At 69.4% G+C, this 17,759-nt stretch carries 14 protein-coding genes; 4 read left to right on the plus strand and 10 right to left on the minus strand.

Annotated features, from left to right (window positions below; genetic code table 11):
• Positions 1-186: 186 nt before the first annotated feature.
• Positions 187-5,058, minus strand: a complete 4,872-nt coding sequence (locus IWX89_RS07135; RefSeq protein WP_196902855.1) for an NAD-glutamate dehydrogenase — start codon at positions 5,056-5,058, stop codon at positions 187-189.
• Positions 5,059-5,281: 223 nt separating this feature from the next.
• On the opposite strand from IWX89_RS07135, the gene IWX89_RS07140 reads away from it, so the two are divergent.
• Together IWX89_RS07140 and IWX89_RS07145 are read left to right on the plus strand one after the other, a co-directional pair.
• Positions 5,282-6,259, plus strand: coding sequence for an NAD(P)H-quinone oxidoreductase (locus IWX89_RS07140; RefSeq protein WP_196902856.1), 978 nt, complete (start codon positions 5,282-5,284; stop codon positions 6,257-6,259).
• Between the two features lie 70 nt (positions 6,260-6,329).
• Positions 6,330-6,674: a hypothetical protein gene (locus tag IWX89_RS07145; protein ID WP_196902857.1), complete on the plus strand. Its 345-nt coding sequence runs from the start codon at positions 6,330-6,332 to the stop codon at positions 6,672-6,674.
• 46 nt (positions 6,675-6,720) lie between these two features.
• Here IWX89_RS07145 and IWX89_RS07150 read toward each other — a convergent pair whose 3' ends face one another.
• The 3 genes from IWX89_RS07150 to IWX89_RS07160 form a co-directional block, all read right to left on the minus strand.
• Entirely contained in the window at positions 6,721-7,494 is a 774-nt protein-coding gene (locus tag IWX89_RS07150; protein ID WP_196902858.1) for an endonuclease/exonuclease/phosphatase family protein, read from the minus strand.
• Between the two features lie 292 nt (positions 7,495-7,786).
• Entirely contained in the window at positions 7,787-8,806 is a 1,020-nt protein-coding gene (locus IWX89_RS07155; protein WP_196902859.1) for an LLM class flavin-dependent oxidoreductase, read from the minus strand.
• Positions 8,807-8,907: 101 nt separating this feature from the next.
• On the minus strand, positions 8,908-9,360 hold the full coding sequence (locus tag IWX89_RS07160) for a hypothetical protein (protein ID WP_196902860.1): 453 nt from the start codon (positions 9,358-9,360) through the stop codon (positions 8,908-8,910).
• A gap of 171 nt (positions 9,361-9,531) precedes the next feature.
• Here IWX89_RS07160 and IWX89_RS07165 point away from each other — a divergent pair, with 171 nt between their 5' ends.
• Entirely contained in the window at positions 9,532-10,131 is a 600-nt protein-coding gene (locus IWX89_RS07165) for a histidine phosphatase family protein (protein ID WP_196902861.1), read from the plus strand.
• 76 nt (positions 10,132-10,207) lie between these two features.
• On the opposite strand, the gene IWX89_RS07170 is transcribed toward IWX89_RS07165, so the two are convergent.
• The 3 genes from IWX89_RS07170 to IWX89_RS07180 all read right to left on the minus strand — a co-directional run bounded on the left by IWX89_RS07170 (position 10,208) and on the right by IWX89_RS07180 (position 13,544).
• The gene (locus tag IWX89_RS07170; RefSeq protein WP_196902862.1) at positions 10,208-11,062 is read right to left on the minus strand and encodes an alpha/beta fold hydrolase; all 855 of its coding nucleotides are present in this window, start codon (positions 11,060-11,062) and stop codon (positions 10,208-10,210) included.
• A 326-nt stretch (positions 11,063-11,388) separates the two neighbouring features.
• Complete coding sequence (locus IWX89_RS07175) at positions 11,389-12,630, minus strand: ABC transporter permease (RefSeq protein ID WP_196902930.1); 1,242 nt, start codon at positions 12,628-12,630, stop codon at positions 11,389-11,391.
• Positions 12,631-12,632: 2 nt separating this feature from the next.
• Entirely contained in the window at positions 12,633-13,544 is a 912-nt protein-coding gene (locus tag IWX89_RS07180) for an ABC transporter ATP-binding protein (RefSeq protein ID WP_231382978.1), read from the minus strand.
• Positions 13,545-13,694: 150 nt separating this feature from the next.
• On the opposite strand from IWX89_RS07180, the gene IWX89_RS07185 reads away from it, so the two are divergent.
• Positions 13,695-14,468 (plus strand): alpha/beta fold hydrolase, encoded by a 774-nt coding sequence (locus IWX89_RS07185; RefSeq protein ID WP_196902863.1) that lies wholly within the window; start codon positions 13,695-13,697, stop codon positions 14,466-14,468.
• Between the two features lie 102 nt (positions 14,469-14,570).
• Here IWX89_RS07185 and IWX89_RS07190 read toward each other — a convergent pair whose 3' ends face one another.
• From IWX89_RS07190 to IWX89_RS07200, 3 genes are read right to left on the minus strand one after another with little or no spacing between them, the layout of a single operon-like run.
• Positions 14,571-15,215, minus strand: a complete 645-nt coding sequence (locus tag IWX89_RS07190) for a bifunctional 4-hydroxy-2-oxoglutarate aldolase/2-dehydro-3-deoxy-phosphogluconate aldolase (protein WP_196902864.1) — start codon at positions 15,213-15,215, stop codon at positions 14,571-14,573.
• On the minus strand, positions 15,212-16,234 hold the full coding sequence (locus tag IWX89_RS07195) for a sugar kinase (RefSeq protein WP_307836457.1): 1,023 nt from the start codon (positions 16,232-16,234) through the stop codon (positions 15,212-15,214). Before IWX89_RS07195 ends, IWX89_RS07190 begins: the two co-directional genes overlap by 4 nt.
• On the minus strand, positions 16,210-17,754 hold the full coding sequence (locus IWX89_RS07200; RefSeq protein ID WP_196902865.1) for a UxaA family hydrolase: 1,545 nt from the start codon (positions 17,752-17,754) through the stop codon (positions 16,210-16,212). The genes IWX89_RS07195 and IWX89_RS07200 overlap by 25 nt, the downstream gene beginning before the upstream one ends.
• Positions 17,755-17,759 lie beyond the last annotated feature (5 nt).

Consider the following 17,759-nt stretch of genomic DNA (forward strand, 5'->3'; position numbering starts at 1 on the left):
CTCCCGGACCTTCCCGTCCTCGCCCCGGCACAATTCACCGCAAGCCATTCGCATAACTCCTGCAAATCGTCGACGGCTGCCGAAACCGCCCCGTGAACACGCGGTTTCACGGGACGGCCAGTGCGTTCTGCAGGAGTTATGCGCAGGCAACGGTGATGGAGCGGCGTCCAGGCCGGCGGCGGCAGGTCAGCGGCGCACGATCGAGCGCATCAGCCTCACCACGACGGAGAGGGATGCGATGTCGTCCTGGCCGAGGGCGTTGACCTCCTCGAACACGCTCCGGGCCCGGCCGAGCTGCTCGGCGTTGAGGGACTCCCAGGCGAGCACGCGCACCTCGGCGTTGCCGGCATCCGTCTCGGCCAGCACGGCCGCCGTGATGTCGGCGACCGTGGCGTACAGGTCGTCGCGGAGGGCGGCGCGGGCCAGTGCCTGCCACCGGTCCTTCCGCGGCAGCGCGGTGATGCGTTCGAGCAGGTTGTCCACACCGAACCGGTCGTAGACCGTGTAGTACACGGCCGCGACATCGGCCATCGGCACGTCCAGGTTCGCCGCCACCTTCGCCACATCGAGCAGCGCGAACACCTCGAACAACTCGGCCCAGCGCCGGCCGAGGTCTTCGGGAAGCCCCCACTCCTTCGCCGTGGACAGCAACGCCTTCACCCGCTTCAGGTCCCCGCCCTGCAGGTAGTCCACCAGCCGGGCCCGCACCTGGTCGATCTGCGGCTTGTACTGGGCGACGACCTCGCCGACCGGGCGTGCCGCGCCCTGGTTGACCTGCCAGCGCACCGCCCGGTCGAGCAGCCGGCGCATGTCCAGGTGGATGGCGGTCCAGTGCTCGGTCGGGAAGGACGACGGCAGCGCGTTGAGTTCGTCGACCATCACGTCGAGCTCGAAGATCTCCCGCAGGGCCACGAACGCCCGCGCCACCGTGGCCTGGTTGGCCGAGGTCTCCTCGATCGCTCGGAACGCGAAGGTCACCCCGCCGAGGTTGATCATGTCGTTCGCGACGACGGTGGCGATGATCTCCCGGCGCAGCGGATGCGTGTCCAGGTCGGCATCGAAGCGCTCCCGCAGCTGCCGGGGGAAGTACCCGCGCAGGGTGCGGCCGAACCACGGGTCGTCGGCCAGGTCGCTGTCCAGCAGGGAGGTGGCCAGGTCGATCTTGGCGTACGCGGCGAGCACGGACAGCTCGGGCGAGGTGAGGCCCTGGCCGAGGCCCTGTTCGAGCCGGTCCCGCAGCACCAGTGTCGTCGGCAGCGCCTCGAGATCGCGTTTGAGGTCTCCGGTCGCCTCCAGCCGGTCCATCAACCGTTCGTAGCTGGGGCTCCAGGTGGCCACCTTCACCCGGTCGTTGAGCAGCAGGATGTTCTGGTCGATGTTGTCCTCGAGCACCAGCCGGCCGACCTCGTCGGACATGTCGGCGAGGAACTCCGCCCGGTCCTCTTCGGCGAGTTTGCCCGCCACGACCATCCGGTCGACGAAGATCTTGATGTTCACCTCGTGGTCGGAGCAGTCGACCCCGGCCGAGTTGTCGATCGCGTCGGTGTTGAGGATCACGCCCTTCAGGGCAGCCTCGATCCGGCCGCGCTGGGTCAGGCCGAGGTTTCCGCCCTCGCCGACGACCTTGACCCGCAGGTCGCGGCCGTCGACCCGGATGGCGTCGTTGGCCTTATCGCCGACCTGCGCGGCGGTCTCCGTGCTGGCCTTGACATAGGTTCCGATCCCGCCGTTGTAGAGCAGGTCGGCGGGCGCCATCAGGATGGCCCGGAGGAGTTCCGGGGGGCTCAGCCGGGTGGTGCCGTCGGGCAGCCCGAGGGCCACCCGCACCTCAGGGGAGATCGGCACGACCTTCGCCTGCCGCGGGTAGATCCCGCCGCCGGCGCTGATCAGGCTCGCCGAGTAATCGGCCCACGACGAGCGAGGCAGGGCGAACAGTCGGCGCCGTTCGGCGAAGGATGCGGCGGGATCCGGGTTCGGGTCCAGGAAGATGTGCCGGTGGTCGAACGCTGCGATCAACTTGATGTGTTCGGAGAGGAGCATGCCGTTGCCGAACACGTCCCCGGACATGTCGCCGACGCCGACGACGGTGAAGTCCTCGGTCTGGGTGTCGACGCCGAGCTCGCTGAAGTGGCGCTTGACCGACTCCCAGGCGCCGCGGGCGGTGATGCCCATCACCTTGTGGTCGTAGCCGATCGAGCCGCCGGAGGCGAAGGCGTCGCCGAGCCAGAACCCGTACTCGGCGGCCAGCCCGTTCGCGATGTCGGAGAACGTCGCCGTGCCCTTGTCGGCGGCGACGACCAGGTAGGAGTCGTCATCGTCGTGGCGCACCACCCGGACGGGCGGCACCAGCTGCTCCCCGTCCGCCGTGGTGACGAGGTTGTCGGTGAGGTCGAGCAGCCCGCGAATGAAGGTCTTGTAGCTTTCGACGCCTTCGGCCATCCAGGCGGCCCGGTCGACGGCCGGGTCGGGGAGCTGCTTGGCGAAGAATCCGCCCTTCGCTCCGGTCGGCACGATCACCGCGTTCTTGACCGTCTGCGCCTTGACCAGGCCGAGCACCTCGGTGCGGAAGTCCTCCCGCCGGTCCGACCAGCGCAGACCGCCACGGGCGACCTTGCCGAAGCGCAGGTGCACGCCCTCCACGCGCGGGGAGTACACCCAGATCTCGTACCTGGGCCGCGGGAACGGCAGCAGTTCGATCGCCGTCGGGTCGAGTTTCACGCTGAGGTAGGGCTTGCCCTGGAAGTAGTTCGTGCGCAGGGTCGCCTCGATCAGGTTGATCAGGGTGCGCAGGATCCGGTCGGCGTCGAGGGTGGCGACCTGTTCCATCGCCACGGTCAGCCGGCTGCGGATCTCCTCCGAGCGGCGGATGCGTTCGTCCGAGTCCAGGTCGGGGTCGAACCGGGCCTCGAACAGGGAGACCAGCCCGCCGGTGACGGACGGGTTGGCGAGCAGGGTGTCGGCGACGAAGCCGTAGGAGTTCGTGTTGCCGGCCTGGCGCAGGTACTTGGCGTAGCTGCGGAGGATGACGACCCGGTGCCAGGGCATGCCCTCGGTGAGGACCAGCCGGTCGAGGCCGTCCGACTCGGCGGCACCGCTGACGGCGGCGCCGAAGGAGTCGGCCAGCAGGGCGCCGGTGGCGATCGGGTCGACGCCGGCCGGGTAGGTCAGGCCCAGGTCGTAGAGGTAGAAGTCCCGGCCGTCGGCGGTTTTGATCTCGAACGGCACTTCGTCGAGCACCTCGATGCCGAGGTTCTGCAGGAACGGGAGGATCTGGCTCAGGCTCTTCGGCTCCATCATGTAGAGCTTGACCCGGGCATCCTCTACCGTGGCGCCGCGTCCGGCGGTGCTCCCGTCGTCGGCGTCGGTGACGGTGTCGCCGGCGCCCGCTCCGGTCGGCAGGTAGACGTGCAGCGCGGGCCGGGCCGGGCCGGTGCCGGCGGCACTCGCCGCAGCGGCTGCCGCGGCGCCGTCCTCGAACCGTCCGATGTCCTCCAGGGCCTCCTCGAGTTCGTAGTCCACCCGGTAGCTGGCGGGGAACGCCTCCGCCCACAGTTCGGAGAGTCGCTCCGCCTCCTCCAGCGAGTGGCTCTCGCGCAGTTTCTCGCCGATCCCCTCCGGCCAGGACCGCACGGCCATCACCAGCCGGTGCTCGAGCGCGGCGGCGTCGACGACGCCGACCGTGTCGTTCTTCTGCAGCCGGATCCGGAAGAACAGCCGGGCCAGAGCCGACTCGGTCATCCGGGCTTCGAAGTCGACGGACTCCGCGTGGAAGGTGTCCCGCAGCTCCTTCTCGATCCGCAGCCGCACGGCCGTGGTGTAGCGGTCGCGGGGGAAGTAGACCAGCGCGGTCATGAACCGGCCGTAGACGTCCGGCCGGAGGAAGAGCCGGGTGCGGCGCCGCTCCTGCAGCCGCTGGATCGCCAGCGCGGTACTGAACAGGGTGGGCACGTCGATCTGGAACAACTCGTCGCGGGGGTAGGTTTCCAGGATGCCGAGGAGCTCCTTGCCGCTGTGCGACCCGGGCGGGAACCCGGCCTGGTCCATCACGGCGTCGACCTTCTCACGCAGGATCGGCACGTCCCGCACCGAGCTCGTGTACGCCGTGGCCGCGAAGAGGCCGATGAAGCGCTGCTCGCCGGTCACGTTCCCGTCGGCATCGAAGCTCTTGATTCCGATGTAGTCGAAGTAGGCGGGCCGGTGCACGCTCGACCGCGAGTTCGCCTTGGTGATCACCAGGGCGCTGCGCTCACGCGCCTTGAGCCGGCCGGCATCCGTCAGGTGCTGGATCTGGTGGCCGTCGTCCGTGGAACGCAGCAGCCCCAGGCCGCTGCCGTCACGGATGCTCAGCACGTCTTCTCCGTCGACGGTCTCCAGGTCGTACTCCCGGTAGCCGAGGAAGGTGAAGTTGTCCCGGTCGAGCCAGCGGAGCAGATCCTGCGCCTGCTTGATCTCCTGGATTCCCTCGGCGTGGGCGACGTGGCCGAGGTCGTCGGCGATCTGCAGGGCCTTCGTGCGCATGGCCTGCCAGTCCTCGTTCGCGGCGCGAACGTCGCCGAGCACCTTGGCCAGCCCGGCGACGAGGGAAGCTCGTGCCTCGTCGTTGGCGGTTTCGATCTCGATCGCGATCCACGACTCGACCTGGGTGACGGTCTCCTCGGCGGCGCCCGGACGGGCGCCGTCGCCGCCGTGCACCCGGCTGACGCCGACCAGCTCGTTGGTGTCGCGGTCCCGGGTGACGACGAGGAGCGGGTGCACCTCGAGGTGGATGGCGGAATGCTGGCGCACCAGCTCGGCGGTGACAGAGTCGACCAGGAACGGCATGTCATCGGTGACGATGTAGACGACGCTGCGGCCGGCTTCGTTCTCGATCTCGATGTTCGGGGTGTGCGGCGTGCGGCTCCGGGCGACCTCCCAGTGGTGGATGGCCCGCTCCCGGAGCAGTTCGGTGGGGTAGTTCCGGGCGTCTTCACGGGCCAGGTGCTCGTAGTAGTCGCCCAGGAAAGCGTCGAGTGTGCTGCCTGCCGGGGATTGCCCGGTGCGGGTGGACTCAGACGTCATTGAAATAAGCCTCCATCAGAAAATCTCCGCGTCATTGCGGAATTACGTGCGTACGATCCGGGGCATGCGACTGCCACGCCCGTGTCTACCATCGTAGATTCGTCGGCGGGCTTCCGCGGCCCGAACCACCGGGCAGTCCGGGATCGGGTGCTCAATCCGCCGACGACCGAGCCTGTCGAAGGCCCACCCACCGCACACCAGCTGCCGAGCGTAGGCTGACCCGATGCGCGCAATCACCGTCGAAACCCCCGGGGGCCCCGAAGCCCTCACGCTCGGCACCGTCGCCGACCTCAGCGTCGGGACCAGGGACATCCGGATTCGGGTGGCCGCGGCCGGCGTGAACCGCGCGGACGTGGCCCAACGGCTCGGAGCCTATCCTTCGCCCGCCGGGGCGCCGGACTGGCCCGGGCTCGAGGTGTCCGGCGTCGTGACCGAGGTCGGGCCTGAGGCAACCCGGTTCACGGTCGGCGACCGGGTCTGCGCCCTGCTCGCGGGCGGCGGCTACGCCTCCGAGGCCGTGGTGCACGAAGATCTGGCCCTGCCGGTGCCGGACTCGGTCGACCTGGTCGACGCGGCCGGGCTCCCCGAGGCGCTGGCCACCGTGTGGTCCAATGTGTTCATGAGCGCCGGCCTTGCCGCCGGCGAGATCCTGCTCGTGCACGGCGGCGCCAGCGGCATCGGCACCACCGCGATCCAGCTGGGCAGGCTGGCCGGCGCGCGGGTGGCCGTGACGGCCGGCTCGGCGGAGAAGCTGGCCGTGTGCCGCAGCCTCGGCGCCGAGATCCTGATCGACTACCGCGAACAGGATTTCGCCGCGGAGATGAAGGACGCGACCGACTCGCACGGCGCCGACGTGATCCTCGACATCATCGGCGGCTCCTACGCGGCACGCAATGTGGACGCGCTCGCCGTAGACGGCCGCATCATGGTGATCGCCAACCAGAGCGGCGAGAACGCGAGCTTCAACCCGTTCCACCTGATGCAGAAGCGCGGCCGCTATTGGGGCACCACGCTGCGCGCCCGCCCGTTCGAGCAGAAGGCCGCGATCATGCGCGGGCTGCTGACGGATGTCTGGCCCTGGCTCGAGTCCGGCGCCTTCCGCCCGGTCATCGACAGCCGGTTCTCGTTCGCCGAGGCGGCGGATGCGCACCGCCGCATGGAGGCATCCGCTCACGTGGGCAAGATCGTGCTGGTACCGTGACGGCGAGTGCGGGGTGTCGACAGGCACGACCACCGGCCGCTCTACCACCGGCCGCTCTACACTGGCGGGCATGATGATCACACAGCTGGACCCAGGCGAGGTCTTCGTGTTCGGCTCCAACGCCGCCGGCTGGCACGCCGGCGGGGCGGCCGCGACGGCGCTGGAGAGATTCGGTGCGGTCTGGGGCGAGGGGCACGGCCTGCACGGGCAGTCCTATGCGATCGACACGATGAGCGGGTTCGAGACGCTCGCCGCTGAGGCGGCGACTTTTCTCGCCTTCGCGGCCGAGCATCCGGAACTCACGTTCCTGGTCACCGAGATCGGCTGCGGAATCGCGGGCTACTCCCCCGCCGAAGTCGCGCCCTTGTTCCGCGGGGCCGGGGCGAACGTCGTACTGCCCGAGCGGTTCCGCTGACCGGCCGGCCCCTGACCGAGGCGGCGGATGCCTGCCCGGCGCCGGGCTAGATGTCGAATTCCTCCGGCACGCCCGCCGAAGTCTTCGCCGCGCCATCGGCCTCGCGCAGCGCCTGCCGGGCGGTCTGCCGCACCGTCTCATGCACGGACTCGTCGGTGTAGGTGGAGGTGACGAGGATCGGCATGTGGTCGGAGGTGCCCTGCGGCAGCGTCTCGACGTTGTCGATGGTGAGCCCGGTGGAGGTCGCGAGGTCGAAGTGCCCGCGGAAAAACTTGTACCGGGTGTAGGTGCGCGAGTCGCTCAGGGTGAGGTCGTAGCCGGACTTGTTGATCTTGTCGCCGAGGTTGCGCTTGAAGACCGGGTAGTTGTAGTCGCCGACCATCAGGGTGGGCAGCCCCGGCCCGAGGAGGTTCAGCTCCTCGTGCGCCGACCGGATCTGGTTGCGGCGGAGCGAGTTCAGCGCGGTGAGCGGTGCGGCGTGGAACGAGGCCACGACGAGTTCCCGGTCGGAGACCCGGTCGATCAGCCGGGTGCCGATCAGGCGTTCATGGGCGGGGGTGAGCAGCCGGTCGTGCAGGGACTTCTTGAGCGCGAACGCCTGCGTCTTGACGGCCTCGAACCGGTCCTTGCGATAGTAGATCGCGAGGCCGAGCCGGTTCGTCAGGGTGGAGTCGGCCAGGTGCAGCAGGCCGATCTCGGCGGGCAGCTCGAGCGTGTCGCATTCCTGCAGGCACAGGAGGTCGGGCTCGTACTGTTCGTCCAGCGCACTGAGCTCACCGCTGGCACGGTTCTTGCGGAGGTTGTAGCTGATGACCCTCACGGCAGACCTGTTTCCGACTCGATGGATGGGCTTCCAGCCTACGTTTCCTCGGCGGGGAACTTCCAATCGAGTATCCGGCGGCGACCGCTCGACGGCCATGAGCCGGCCCGGCGGGCTGGTGTCTCGGCAGCCCTACGTGCGTAACTCCTGCAATTCCGGGGGCCGGTTCCGAAGCCCCGCGGGATTCCGCGGGCGGCGATTTCGGAATCCAGGAATTGCAGGAGTTATGCACATAAACCGGACGGACGGACGGGCCGGACGGGCCGGACGGCGGCTGGGCGGCGAGGTGAGGTCAGCGCCAGCCGAGGGCCGGGGCCACTTGCCGCACGATCGACTCGAGCAGGTGCGCGTTGTAGGCGACGCCGAGCTGGTTCGGGATGGTGACCAGCACCGTGTCCGCCTCGCGCACAGCCGCATCGTCGGCCAGTTGAGCGGCGATCAGGTCGGGCTCCCCCACGTAACTCTTGCCGAAGCGGGCGAGACCGCCGTCGAGGTAGCCGACCTGGTCTTCCTCCTCGGCACCGGCCTTGCGGCCGAAGTAGGCGCGGTCCTGGTCGTTGACGATCGGCAGGATGCTGCGACTCACCGACACCCGCGGCGTGCCCGGGTGGCCTGCCGCGGCCCAGGCGGCGCGGAAGTGCGCGATCTGCTCGGCCTGCAGGTCGCCGAACGCCACCCCGGTTTCTTCGGTGAGCAGGGTCGAGCTCATCAGGTTCATGCCCTGTTCACCGGCCCATTCTGCGGTCTTTCGGGTGCCGGAACCCCACCAGATCCGCTCGCTGAGGCCGGGCGATTGCGGCTGAATCGGGAGCAGCCCGGCGCGCCCGGTCATCTGCGGGTTCGCCGGAGCGATCCCGGCGCCGGCGATCGCGGCCCGGAAGATGGCAGTGCGGGCACGGGCGTCATCCGCGTCGGTGCTGCCCTCCGCCGGAACGTACCCGAACGATTCGTAGCCGCGGAGGGCGGTCTCGGGCGAGCCTCGGCTGACGCCGAGCTGGAGACGGCCGTTGCTGATCAGGTCGGTGATGGCGGCTTCCTCCGCCATGTAGAGCGGGTTCTCGTAGCGCATGTCGATCACTCCGGTGCCGAGCTCGATCCGGCTGGTGCGCGCGGCCATCGCGGCGAGGAGCGGGAACGGTGACGCGAACTGGGGCGCGAAGTGGTGCACCCGCACGTAGGCGCCGTCGATGCCGAGTTCCTCGGCGGCCTCGGCCAGTTCCACCGTCTGCACGAGGGCGTCCCTGGCGGTGCGCGCAAGCGAACCCTGCACGGGCTGGTGATGGCCGAAGGAGAGGAATCCGATGCGCTTCATGCCGGATGCAGCGCCCGCGGCCCGCGCGCTATTCCCGGCTGCGGTCACGGAATCCGGCCGACGGATGCCCCGCGTCGCGACCGCGTCGACTCAGCGCAGGCTCACTGCACGCTCAGGCCATCCGGGCTCGGGGTCACTCCGCCGGCCCGCCCCTTCGACCGCCCGACCCTTCGCACTTGGAGGGTGTCGAGCCGACGCTCCACGACGGCCCCGACGGGCAGGACCGCGGCGCAACCGACGAGGTCGTCGAGCATGTTCGGCGCCTCGCGCACGAAGCATCCCCAGCACCAGCCCTCGGCGATGAAGCATGCCGCGAGGGCCTGCTCGTAGTCCTCAATGGTGAGCCCGGAGACGTCGATCACCCTGGCCGTGGTGGTGCTCTGGTGAGAACTCATTCCGAGGAACGAGCGCCCGCACGCGCACTTTCGGCCGTACGGATCGAGCCAGCTCATCGGGCACGGGTCGAGCATGAACACCAACTCGCCCTCTATACAGCGGTTCTCATCGCTCCGGCGCGTGCCCTGGGTGGATCGGGTCGCCACGAGTACCTTCATTGTCATCTCCTCGGTCTCGGCACGAGCGTCAGGGAGCAATGGTGAGCAGCTGGTCAGCTGTGGCTGACGGTAGTGGCAGCCACCGACATTGCTGCCGCGCGTGCCGCAGGCCGCTGAATAGACTCGTCAGCACGGGCGAGCACCGCCGTTGAACTCAAAGGTGGAACCGAGATGGCCCAGAACGACATCGTGCTGGTGCGGCACGGGCAGACCCAGTGGAGCATCGCCGGGCGGCACACTGGCCGCACCGACATCCCGCTGACCGACCTGGGCCGGCAGCAGGCGGATGCCCTCGGCGAGATGCTGGACGGCCGGGACTTCTCCCTGGTGCTGTCGAGCCCGCTGAAACGCGCCTGGGAGACCATGCAGCGCGCTGGGTATGCCGACCAGGGCATGCCTGACGAGAACATTCTCGAGTGGGACTATGGCGTGTTCGAGGGTCGGACGACCGCGGACATCCGCTCGTCGCAGCCCGACTGGTCGGTCTGGACCTCCCCCATCGACGGCGGCGAAACCGTCGACCAGGTCGGCGCGCGAGCCGACCTGGCCATCGAACGATGCCTCGCCGTCCCCGGGCCGGTCTCCGTGTTCGCCCACGGGCATTTCCTGCGGATCATGACGGCCCGCTGGATGGGCCTGCTCGCTGCGGCGGGCCGGCACCTGAGCCTCGGCACCGCCACGGTGTCCACGCTGGGCTGGGAGCGCGAGAACCGCGTGCTGCAGATGTGGAACGACGCCTGTCACCTCAACTCGATGGACCCCGTGGTCTGACCCGGCTGACCCGGCTGACCCGGCTGGCCCGGTCTGGCCTGGTCTGGCCTGGCTGATCCGGCTGGCCCGGCGAAGGTCAGGTCCGGCGGCGGCGGGTGCGCGCGGTCGACGGCGCGCCCACGGCAGACACACCACCGAGGAAGCCCAGCACCTCCTGCACAAAGCCGGGAGCAGTCTGCGTGCCCATATGCCCGCTCCCGGGATAGAGGAGGAGCTGCCCGCGCGGGATCAGCGCCGCCGTCTCCGTGAACAGCTCCGGGCTGTAGAACGCGTCCCGGTCCCCGCCGATCACGAGGGTCGGCGCGGTGATCTCGTGCAGGCGGTCCCGCAGGTCGAAGCCGTCTTCGGCGTGGATGGTGGCGAGCAGGTCGGAGGTGCTCGTGCGGAAGAAGGCCGGGCCGATCAGCCAGCCGAGCGCCGCGAGGATATTCCGGGTGCCCACGGTCGCCCCCAGCAGCCCGAACATCTCGGCGGCCGCCCGGCGGGGGTGCTCCGCCCGCAGTTCCTCCGACACCCGCAACTGCACCGGGGCACCTCGCGGTCCCAGCCGGTAAGCGGCGGAGACGATCACGAGCCGCTTGACGACATCCGGGTGGTCGGCGGCGAGCTGGAGTGCGACGCTGCCTCCAGTCGAGAAGGCCAGCACGTCGACGGGTCCGCTGAACCGGAGCCGCAGGGCCTCGGCGTAATCACGCGCCAGCTCGGCCATGGTCGCGTCCAGGGCCAGGCTCGGGCGACGATTGACCCACCAGACGCGGCGGGTCCGCGCGAACGGCAGCAGCGGCTGAGTCAGGGCCCGCCGTTCGCTGCCGATCGGGTTGGCATGGTTGGTGCTGATCCCGGGCAGCACGACCAGCGGCGGCCCTGACCCGAAACTGAGGAACGGCAGCCCGCCGCGCAGGGTGCCGAAAACGTGTGTGCTGTCAGGCATCGAATCGACCCTTCACTGGGCGGCTGTTCCGGTTGCCGCAGACCGGCTGCGGCTGGGCATGCTGCCGAGAATACCCCCGCGGGTTGCGAACTCGCCAGCGCTGATGCGCGCATCCGGCAGCCGGGATCCCGGACGCGGCCCTGTGCCGGGCGGAGTCCCCTCGACCGAGATCGGGCTGTGCCGGTAGGACAGCCGGAACTGGGACAGGGTGCCCGCACCCTCAGCGACCCGGCCTTTTCCGCCGGGTCAGTCAGAGCATTAGCGGGGCGCCGAGCGGCACGAGCACGGCCCGGGTGAGCTGGGCCAGCGGATGCATGCTGGCCTCCCTATCGAACCGGTGCCCGTTCGGCGGCCGGGCGGGCGAACACCGCCCGAAGCGCGATTCGTTTGGTGTACTCGACCGAGCCGTACCGGAACAGCCGCACGGCGATCCGGAGCACGATCCCGCCGAAGATGAACAGCTCGGCGATCACGATGGTCGCCTCTAGCGGGCCGAGCGACCCGAGCCCGTTGCGGAGCAGAGCGGTCACCGGCGCCGAATACGGGAAATAGGTGAACAGCCCGACCAGGAACGAGTGCGGGTCGGAGACGACGAGCGACGCCGCGTAGAGCGGCACGAAGATGAGCGTCATCATCACACCGAAGACCTGGCCGGCCTCCTTGGCGGTGGGCATGATCGCCCCGGCCGCGACGAGCGTGCCGAGGAACAGGGTGAACCCGCCGATCAGCAGCAGCGCGCCGACGATCATCTGTCCCGGGTTGATGACGAGCTGGGAGAAGTCGATGTCGGGCAGGCTCAGCGCGGAGCGGAAGAACAGGTAGCCGACCAGCACAGGGAGCACGAACACCGTCATCTGCACGATCCCGATGATGAACAGGGAGATGATCTTGCCGGTGATCAGGGTGGTCGGATTCAGGGTGGTCAGGATCATCTCGGTCACCCGGTTCTCCTTCTCCTCGAGCGTGCTGGTGAGCATCTGGTTGCCCAGCATCACGATCACCACGTAGAAGATGAGCAGGAAGAGCAGCGGCGCGACGGCGCCGAGGAACCCGCCGGTCGCCTGGCCGTCCTTATAGGTGACCGCGTCGACCGAGAACGCCCCGTTGGCGAGGCTGGTGAGGGTGGGGTTGTCGATCGCCGCCTTGGCGCTGGTCACCAGCACCGCGGTGGCGACGGATGCGTACCTCCCGTTTCCGGAGATGTCCAGGTCTTTCCCGTAGGCCCTGGTGGTCTGCGTTGCCGGGTCGGCCGGGTAGGCGAAGTGCGCTGCCGACCGGCCGGCCTTCACGTCCGCGATCGCCTGCTGGTCATCGGTCACCCGGGTTCCGCCGAACGAGGTGGCGACGGCCGGGTCGACGAGGCCGGAGGCGTCGCTGTAGGTGAAGGCGAACGTGGCATCCGCTTGAGAATCGACCCGGCTCCCGGTCGTGGTGTTGGAGATGACGATGAGGGCGATCACGATGCCGATCGCCACCGGAACGAGCAGGGTCGTCAGCCAGAACTGCTTCTTCTTGAGCGTTCGGGTCACCTCGAAGGAGACGACCGTGCCCAGGTTGTGACGGACCATCGTCACACCCCCACGTTCTCGGCGCCGTAGACGCGCACGAAGATATCGTCGAGCGACACCCTGGCGGCGTAGAAGCTGCTCACGACCACCCCGGCGGCCATCAGCTCGCGGAGGATGGTCGCGTCGTCGACCTGGTCGGTGACGGCGAGTTCGACGTGTTCGGCGTCCTTCCGGCTCACCTGGTAGTGCGGCAAGGCCGAGATCTCGCCCGAGCAGGTGAGCCGGATGACCCGGCCGCCGTACTGGTCCTGCACGGCCTCGACGGTGCCATACGCTTCGGCCTCCCCGTCTTTGAGGAGCACCACCCGGTCGCAGAGCCGCTCGACCTCCTCCATCTGGTGGGTCACCATCAGCACGGTCGCGCCGGCGAGTTTCTGGTCCTCGATGATGCCCATCAGCAGCTTGCGGTTGACCGGGTCGAAGCCCTTCGTGGGTTCGTCGAGAATGAGCAGCTCGGGGTCGTTCATGATCGTGACGCCCAACTGCACTTTCTGCTGCTCGCCGCTGGAGAGCTTGTCCAGGCGAAGCCGGCCCCGGCCGCCCAGGTCGACCCGCTCGAGGTAGTCCAGCGACCAGGCCAGCGCCTTCGCCTTGCTCAGGCCTTTCAACCGGCCGAAGTAGGTCATCACGTCGATCACGGGTTCCTTCTTGTAGAGGCCACGCTCCTCCGGCAGGTAGCCGAGGGTGGCCCCGTGCTCCGGCGAGAACGGGCGGCCGTCGATGTGCAGCACCCCGCCCGTCGGCTGGTAGATGCCGAGGAGCGCCCGGATCGTGGTGGTCTTGCCCGACCCGTTGGAGCCGAGGAAGCCGAAGGTCTCGCCGCGGAAGATGTCGAACGACAGGTCACGCACCACGGTCGTGCCGCCGAAATCCATCCGGAAGTGGCCGATGTGCACGAGCGGTGCTGCGGTCATTGGACATCCTCTTTTCGCGTTGCTGCCGACAACCTAAAACCGTGGAGCGGCCCGCGCAATGCGTGCGGGGCGGGGCGGATGCCGGGCGGATGCCGGGCGGATGCGTCACAATCGAAGCAACGCCACGCGCCACCGACGAGGGAGTCCCCCATGTTCCAGACCGTGCAATCCGCCGACGGCACGCTGATCGCCTACGAGACGACGGGAACCGGGCCGGCCGTGATCGTCTCCGGCGGCGCCTTCAACACCCGGATGTCGCCCGGCGCGCTCGTGCCGCTGCTCGCCCCGCATTTCACGGTCTACCGCTATGACCGCCGGGGCCGCGGCGACAGCACCGACACGCAGCCGTATTTCATCGCCCGCGAGATCGAGGACCTTGCGGCGCTGGTCGCCGCGGCCGGCGGGTCGGCGATGGTCTACGGGCACTCGTCCGGTGCCGTGCTCGCTCTCGAAGCGGCCGGCGCGGGGCTGCCGATCACGAAGGTGGTCGCGTACGAGCCGCCGTTCACCGCCGAGGAGAACGGGCCGGGTTCCCTGGCCTGGGCCGACGAGGTGCGCGCCGCGATGGATGCCGGCGATCGCGAGCTGGCCGCGACCCGGTTCCTGCTCGGCATCGGCGCCGATCCCGATGGCGTGGCCGCCATGACCCGGCAGCCGTGGTGGCCGGGCATGCTCGCCGTGGCTCACACGCTCCCGTACGACCTCGCCCTGGTCGGGGACGGGCTGGTTCACGCCGACCGGATCGGCGCGATCGCGGCGCCGACGCTGCTCATCAACGGGGCCGAGAGCCCGGCGTGGGCCGGCACCGCGGCATCCGTTGCTGCGGAGACGATCTCCGGCGCCCGCCGGCTCACCCTCGACGGGCAGGACCACAACGTCGACCCGGCCGCCCTGGCGCCGGTGCTGATCGGGTTCTTCGCCTGACCCGCCGGCCTTCCCGGCGCTGAGTTGCGGAGAAAGCACCCTCGCGAGGCCCGCCAAGGTGATTTCTCCGCAACTCAGCCGACGGGGCGGCTGACGAGACCGTCAGGCCAGGGTGGTGGCGGGCTCGCGGCTCTCTGCGATCATCCGGCGCACGGTCTCGAGCTGGATGTCGTCGGCGAAGGCGCTGCTGAGCCCGACCACGCTGACGCCGTTGGCGAGGAATTCCGGGGCGTTGAGGGCGGTCAGCCCGCCCGTGGCGACGAAGTTCATCTCCGGGTAGGGGCCTTTCATGGCCCTGGCCCACTGCGGACCGAGCACGGAGGCCGGGAAGATCTTCGCCCAGTGGAGGCCGAGGGCCCTGGCCTGGAGGATCTCGCTCGCGGTGGCGACGGCCGGCAGGTGCGGGATGCCGCGGCGTGCGCTCTCGAGGACGATCTCCGGGTCGAGGCCGGGCGAGACCGTGAACGAGATACCCACTCCGGCGGCGGCCTCGAGCTGTTCGAGGGTGGTCACGGTGCCGGCTCCGACGAGGAGCCCGTGCGCGGCCGCGGCGGCGGCCACGGCCCGGAGCGCGGGAACCGCGGCCGGGGTCTGGATCGGGATCTCAACGTGCTCGACGCCGGCAGCCCAGGCTCGTTCAGACAGGCGCACCGATTCGTCGGCCGACAGCCCGCGCAGCACGGCGATGACGGGAACCCGGAAGAAGCCGTCGGCGAACCATTCGGTGGCGACAGTTGAGTGGATCATGCGGTTTGTTTCCTTAGGTCGGGGGTGAAACTGTCGGGGGCGTGCAGGCCGTGGCCCGGGCGGAAGTCCTCCCGGCTGCCCAGCGCCCAGGACGCGAGCGAGTGGCCGCGGCCCAGACGCTCGGCGGATGCCGCGCCAGCGATGAGTGCGGACAGGTAGCCGGCTGCGAAGGCGTCACCCGCTCCGACCGGCTCGACCACCTCGACATCATGGGCCGGCACCGTGGTCTGGGTTGCGGTGCCATCGGAGTGCCGCGCGAATTCCGTGGCATCGATGGATGAGTCCTTGACGACCAGGTACGGCACGTCGGGGAGAAGCTCGTGCACGTCGACGGAGGTGACGCAGCCCCAGAGGGTGGCCGCCTCGTCCAGCCCGACGAGCACGACCGAGGCCTTGCGGGCGAGCCCGAGCAGCCGGGGCGCGGCCTCACTCACCGGCCACAGTCCGGCGCGGTAGTTGACGTCGAAGGAGACGGATGCGCCCCACTCGGCCGCGGTGTCGAGCACGTGCTCGACCAGGGCCGAGCAGCTCGGCGACAGTGCGGGTGTGATGCCGCTGGTGTGGATCCAGCGGGCGGTCCTGATCGGCCAGCCCGCGGCATCCGTCACGCCCAGCTCGGTCGCGGCGGAACCGGACCGATAGTAGAAGACGTGGGCGCCGGAGCCGGTGTCGGGTTCCTTGAGATAGAGCCCGGTCGGTGAGGACAGGGTGCGGTTCACCCAGCGGGTGTCCACTCCGCCGCGGTCGAGGGTGGCGATGACCTTGGTGCCGACCGGGTCACGGCCGACGTTGCCGGCCCAGGCCACCCGGTGCCCGAGTTCGGCGAGGTGCGCCGCCACGTTGGATTCGGCACCGCCGATGTTGAGCTGGAAGCCCTCCGCACGGTCGAGCGGCAGCGACGCGGTGGGGGTGAAGACGCCCATCGTCTCGCCGAAGCAGAGCACGTCGGGTTTCGCGGTGATCGGGGTGGCTTCGTGGTCGATCCGGTGCTCGATCATGTCACCGCTCCGATGTGCCACGGCACGAATTCTTCCTGGCCGACGTCGAACTCTTCGCTCGTGGTCTGGGTGCCGGAGGCGACGGCGATGATCATCTCGAGGATCTCGGCGCCGACCTCGTCGACGCTGGCGGTTCCGTCGGCGATCCGCCCGGCGTTGATGTCAACGTCGTCGCCCTGGCGCAGGAACAGCTCGGTGTTGGTGCCCACCTTGATGCTGGGGGTGGGCTTGCAGCCGAAGACGGAGCCTCGGCCGGTGGTGAAGACCACGACGGTGGCGCCGCCGGCGACGAGGCCGGTGACGGACACCGGGTCGTAGCCGGGGGTGTCCATGAAGCCGAGGCCGCGCACGGTCATCGGTTCCGCGTATTCGTAGACCGCGGCGAGGTCGGCGCGGCCGGCCTTGGCGACGGCACCGAGCGACTTCTCCAGGATCGTGGTGATGCCGCCGGCCTTGTTCCCGGGTGAGGGGTTGTTGTCCATGGTGCCGCCGCCGGTGACGATGTACTTCTCCCACCAGTCGATCCGGTCGATCAGCTTGAGGCCGACCTCCCGGGTGGTGGCGCGGGCGGTGAGCAGGTGCTCCGCCCCGTAGATCTCGGGCGTCTCGGCGAGAACGGATGTCCCGCCGTTGGCCACGAGCACGTCCGACGCCCAGCCGAGGGCCGGGTTCGCCGTGATGCCGGAGTAGCCGTCGGAGCCGCCGCAGTTGAGCCCGAGCACGAGTTCGGAGATGTCGATCGGTTCCCGGCGGCGTTCGTCCAGCTGCTCCGCCATGGCGAGGATCTTCTCCACGCCGGCGGCGACGGTGGCGCGCATGCCGCCGGTCTCCTGGATCGACATGGTCTCGACCAGGGTGTCGGCCGGCAGGTCGCCGCCGGAGAGGATGACGTCGGCGGGCGTCATCTCGCAGCCGAGGCTGAGCACGAGCACGCCGGCGATGTTCGGGTGCGCGGCGTAGCCGTTGAGGGTGCGGACGAGCATCTGCGCGCCTTCGCTCTCGAGCACGAGGCCGCATCCGCTCTGGTGAGTGAGGGCGATCACGCCGTCGACGTGCGGGAAACGGTCGAGCACCCCGCCCCTGAACCGGTCGGCGATCAGTTTCGCGGTGGTGCCGGAGCAGTTCACCGTGGTCAGGATGGCGATGTAATTGCGGGTTCCGGCTCGGCCATCCGCCCGACGGTAGCCGTCGAAGGTGCGGCGCTCGGTGGGGACCGGCAGCACGGTATGCACAGTGCCGAACTCGTGCACCCGGGCGCCGAGGTCCATACCGAGGTTGTGGCTGTGCACGTGCTCGCCGCGCTCGATCGGCGCCGTTGCGACGCCGATCGACTGGCCGTACTTGTGCACGGTCACCCCGGCGTCGATGTGGCCCAGGGCGATCTTGTGACCGCTCGGAACGGCGGCGACCACGGTCAGGACGCCGTCTGCGAGGCCGATGGTTTCCCCGGGAACGAGGTCCCGGAGGGCGACGGCGACGTCGTCACCCTCCGCCATGACGAGCACGGAGGTGCCCGTCGCGATGCTGCTGATGTGGCTCATGAGAT

This window comes from Cryobacterium sp. MP_M3, assembly GCF_015752155.1.
In the GTDB taxonomy this organism is placed as follows: Bacteria; Actinomycetota; Actinomycetes; order Actinomycetales; family Microbacteriaceae; genus Cryobacterium.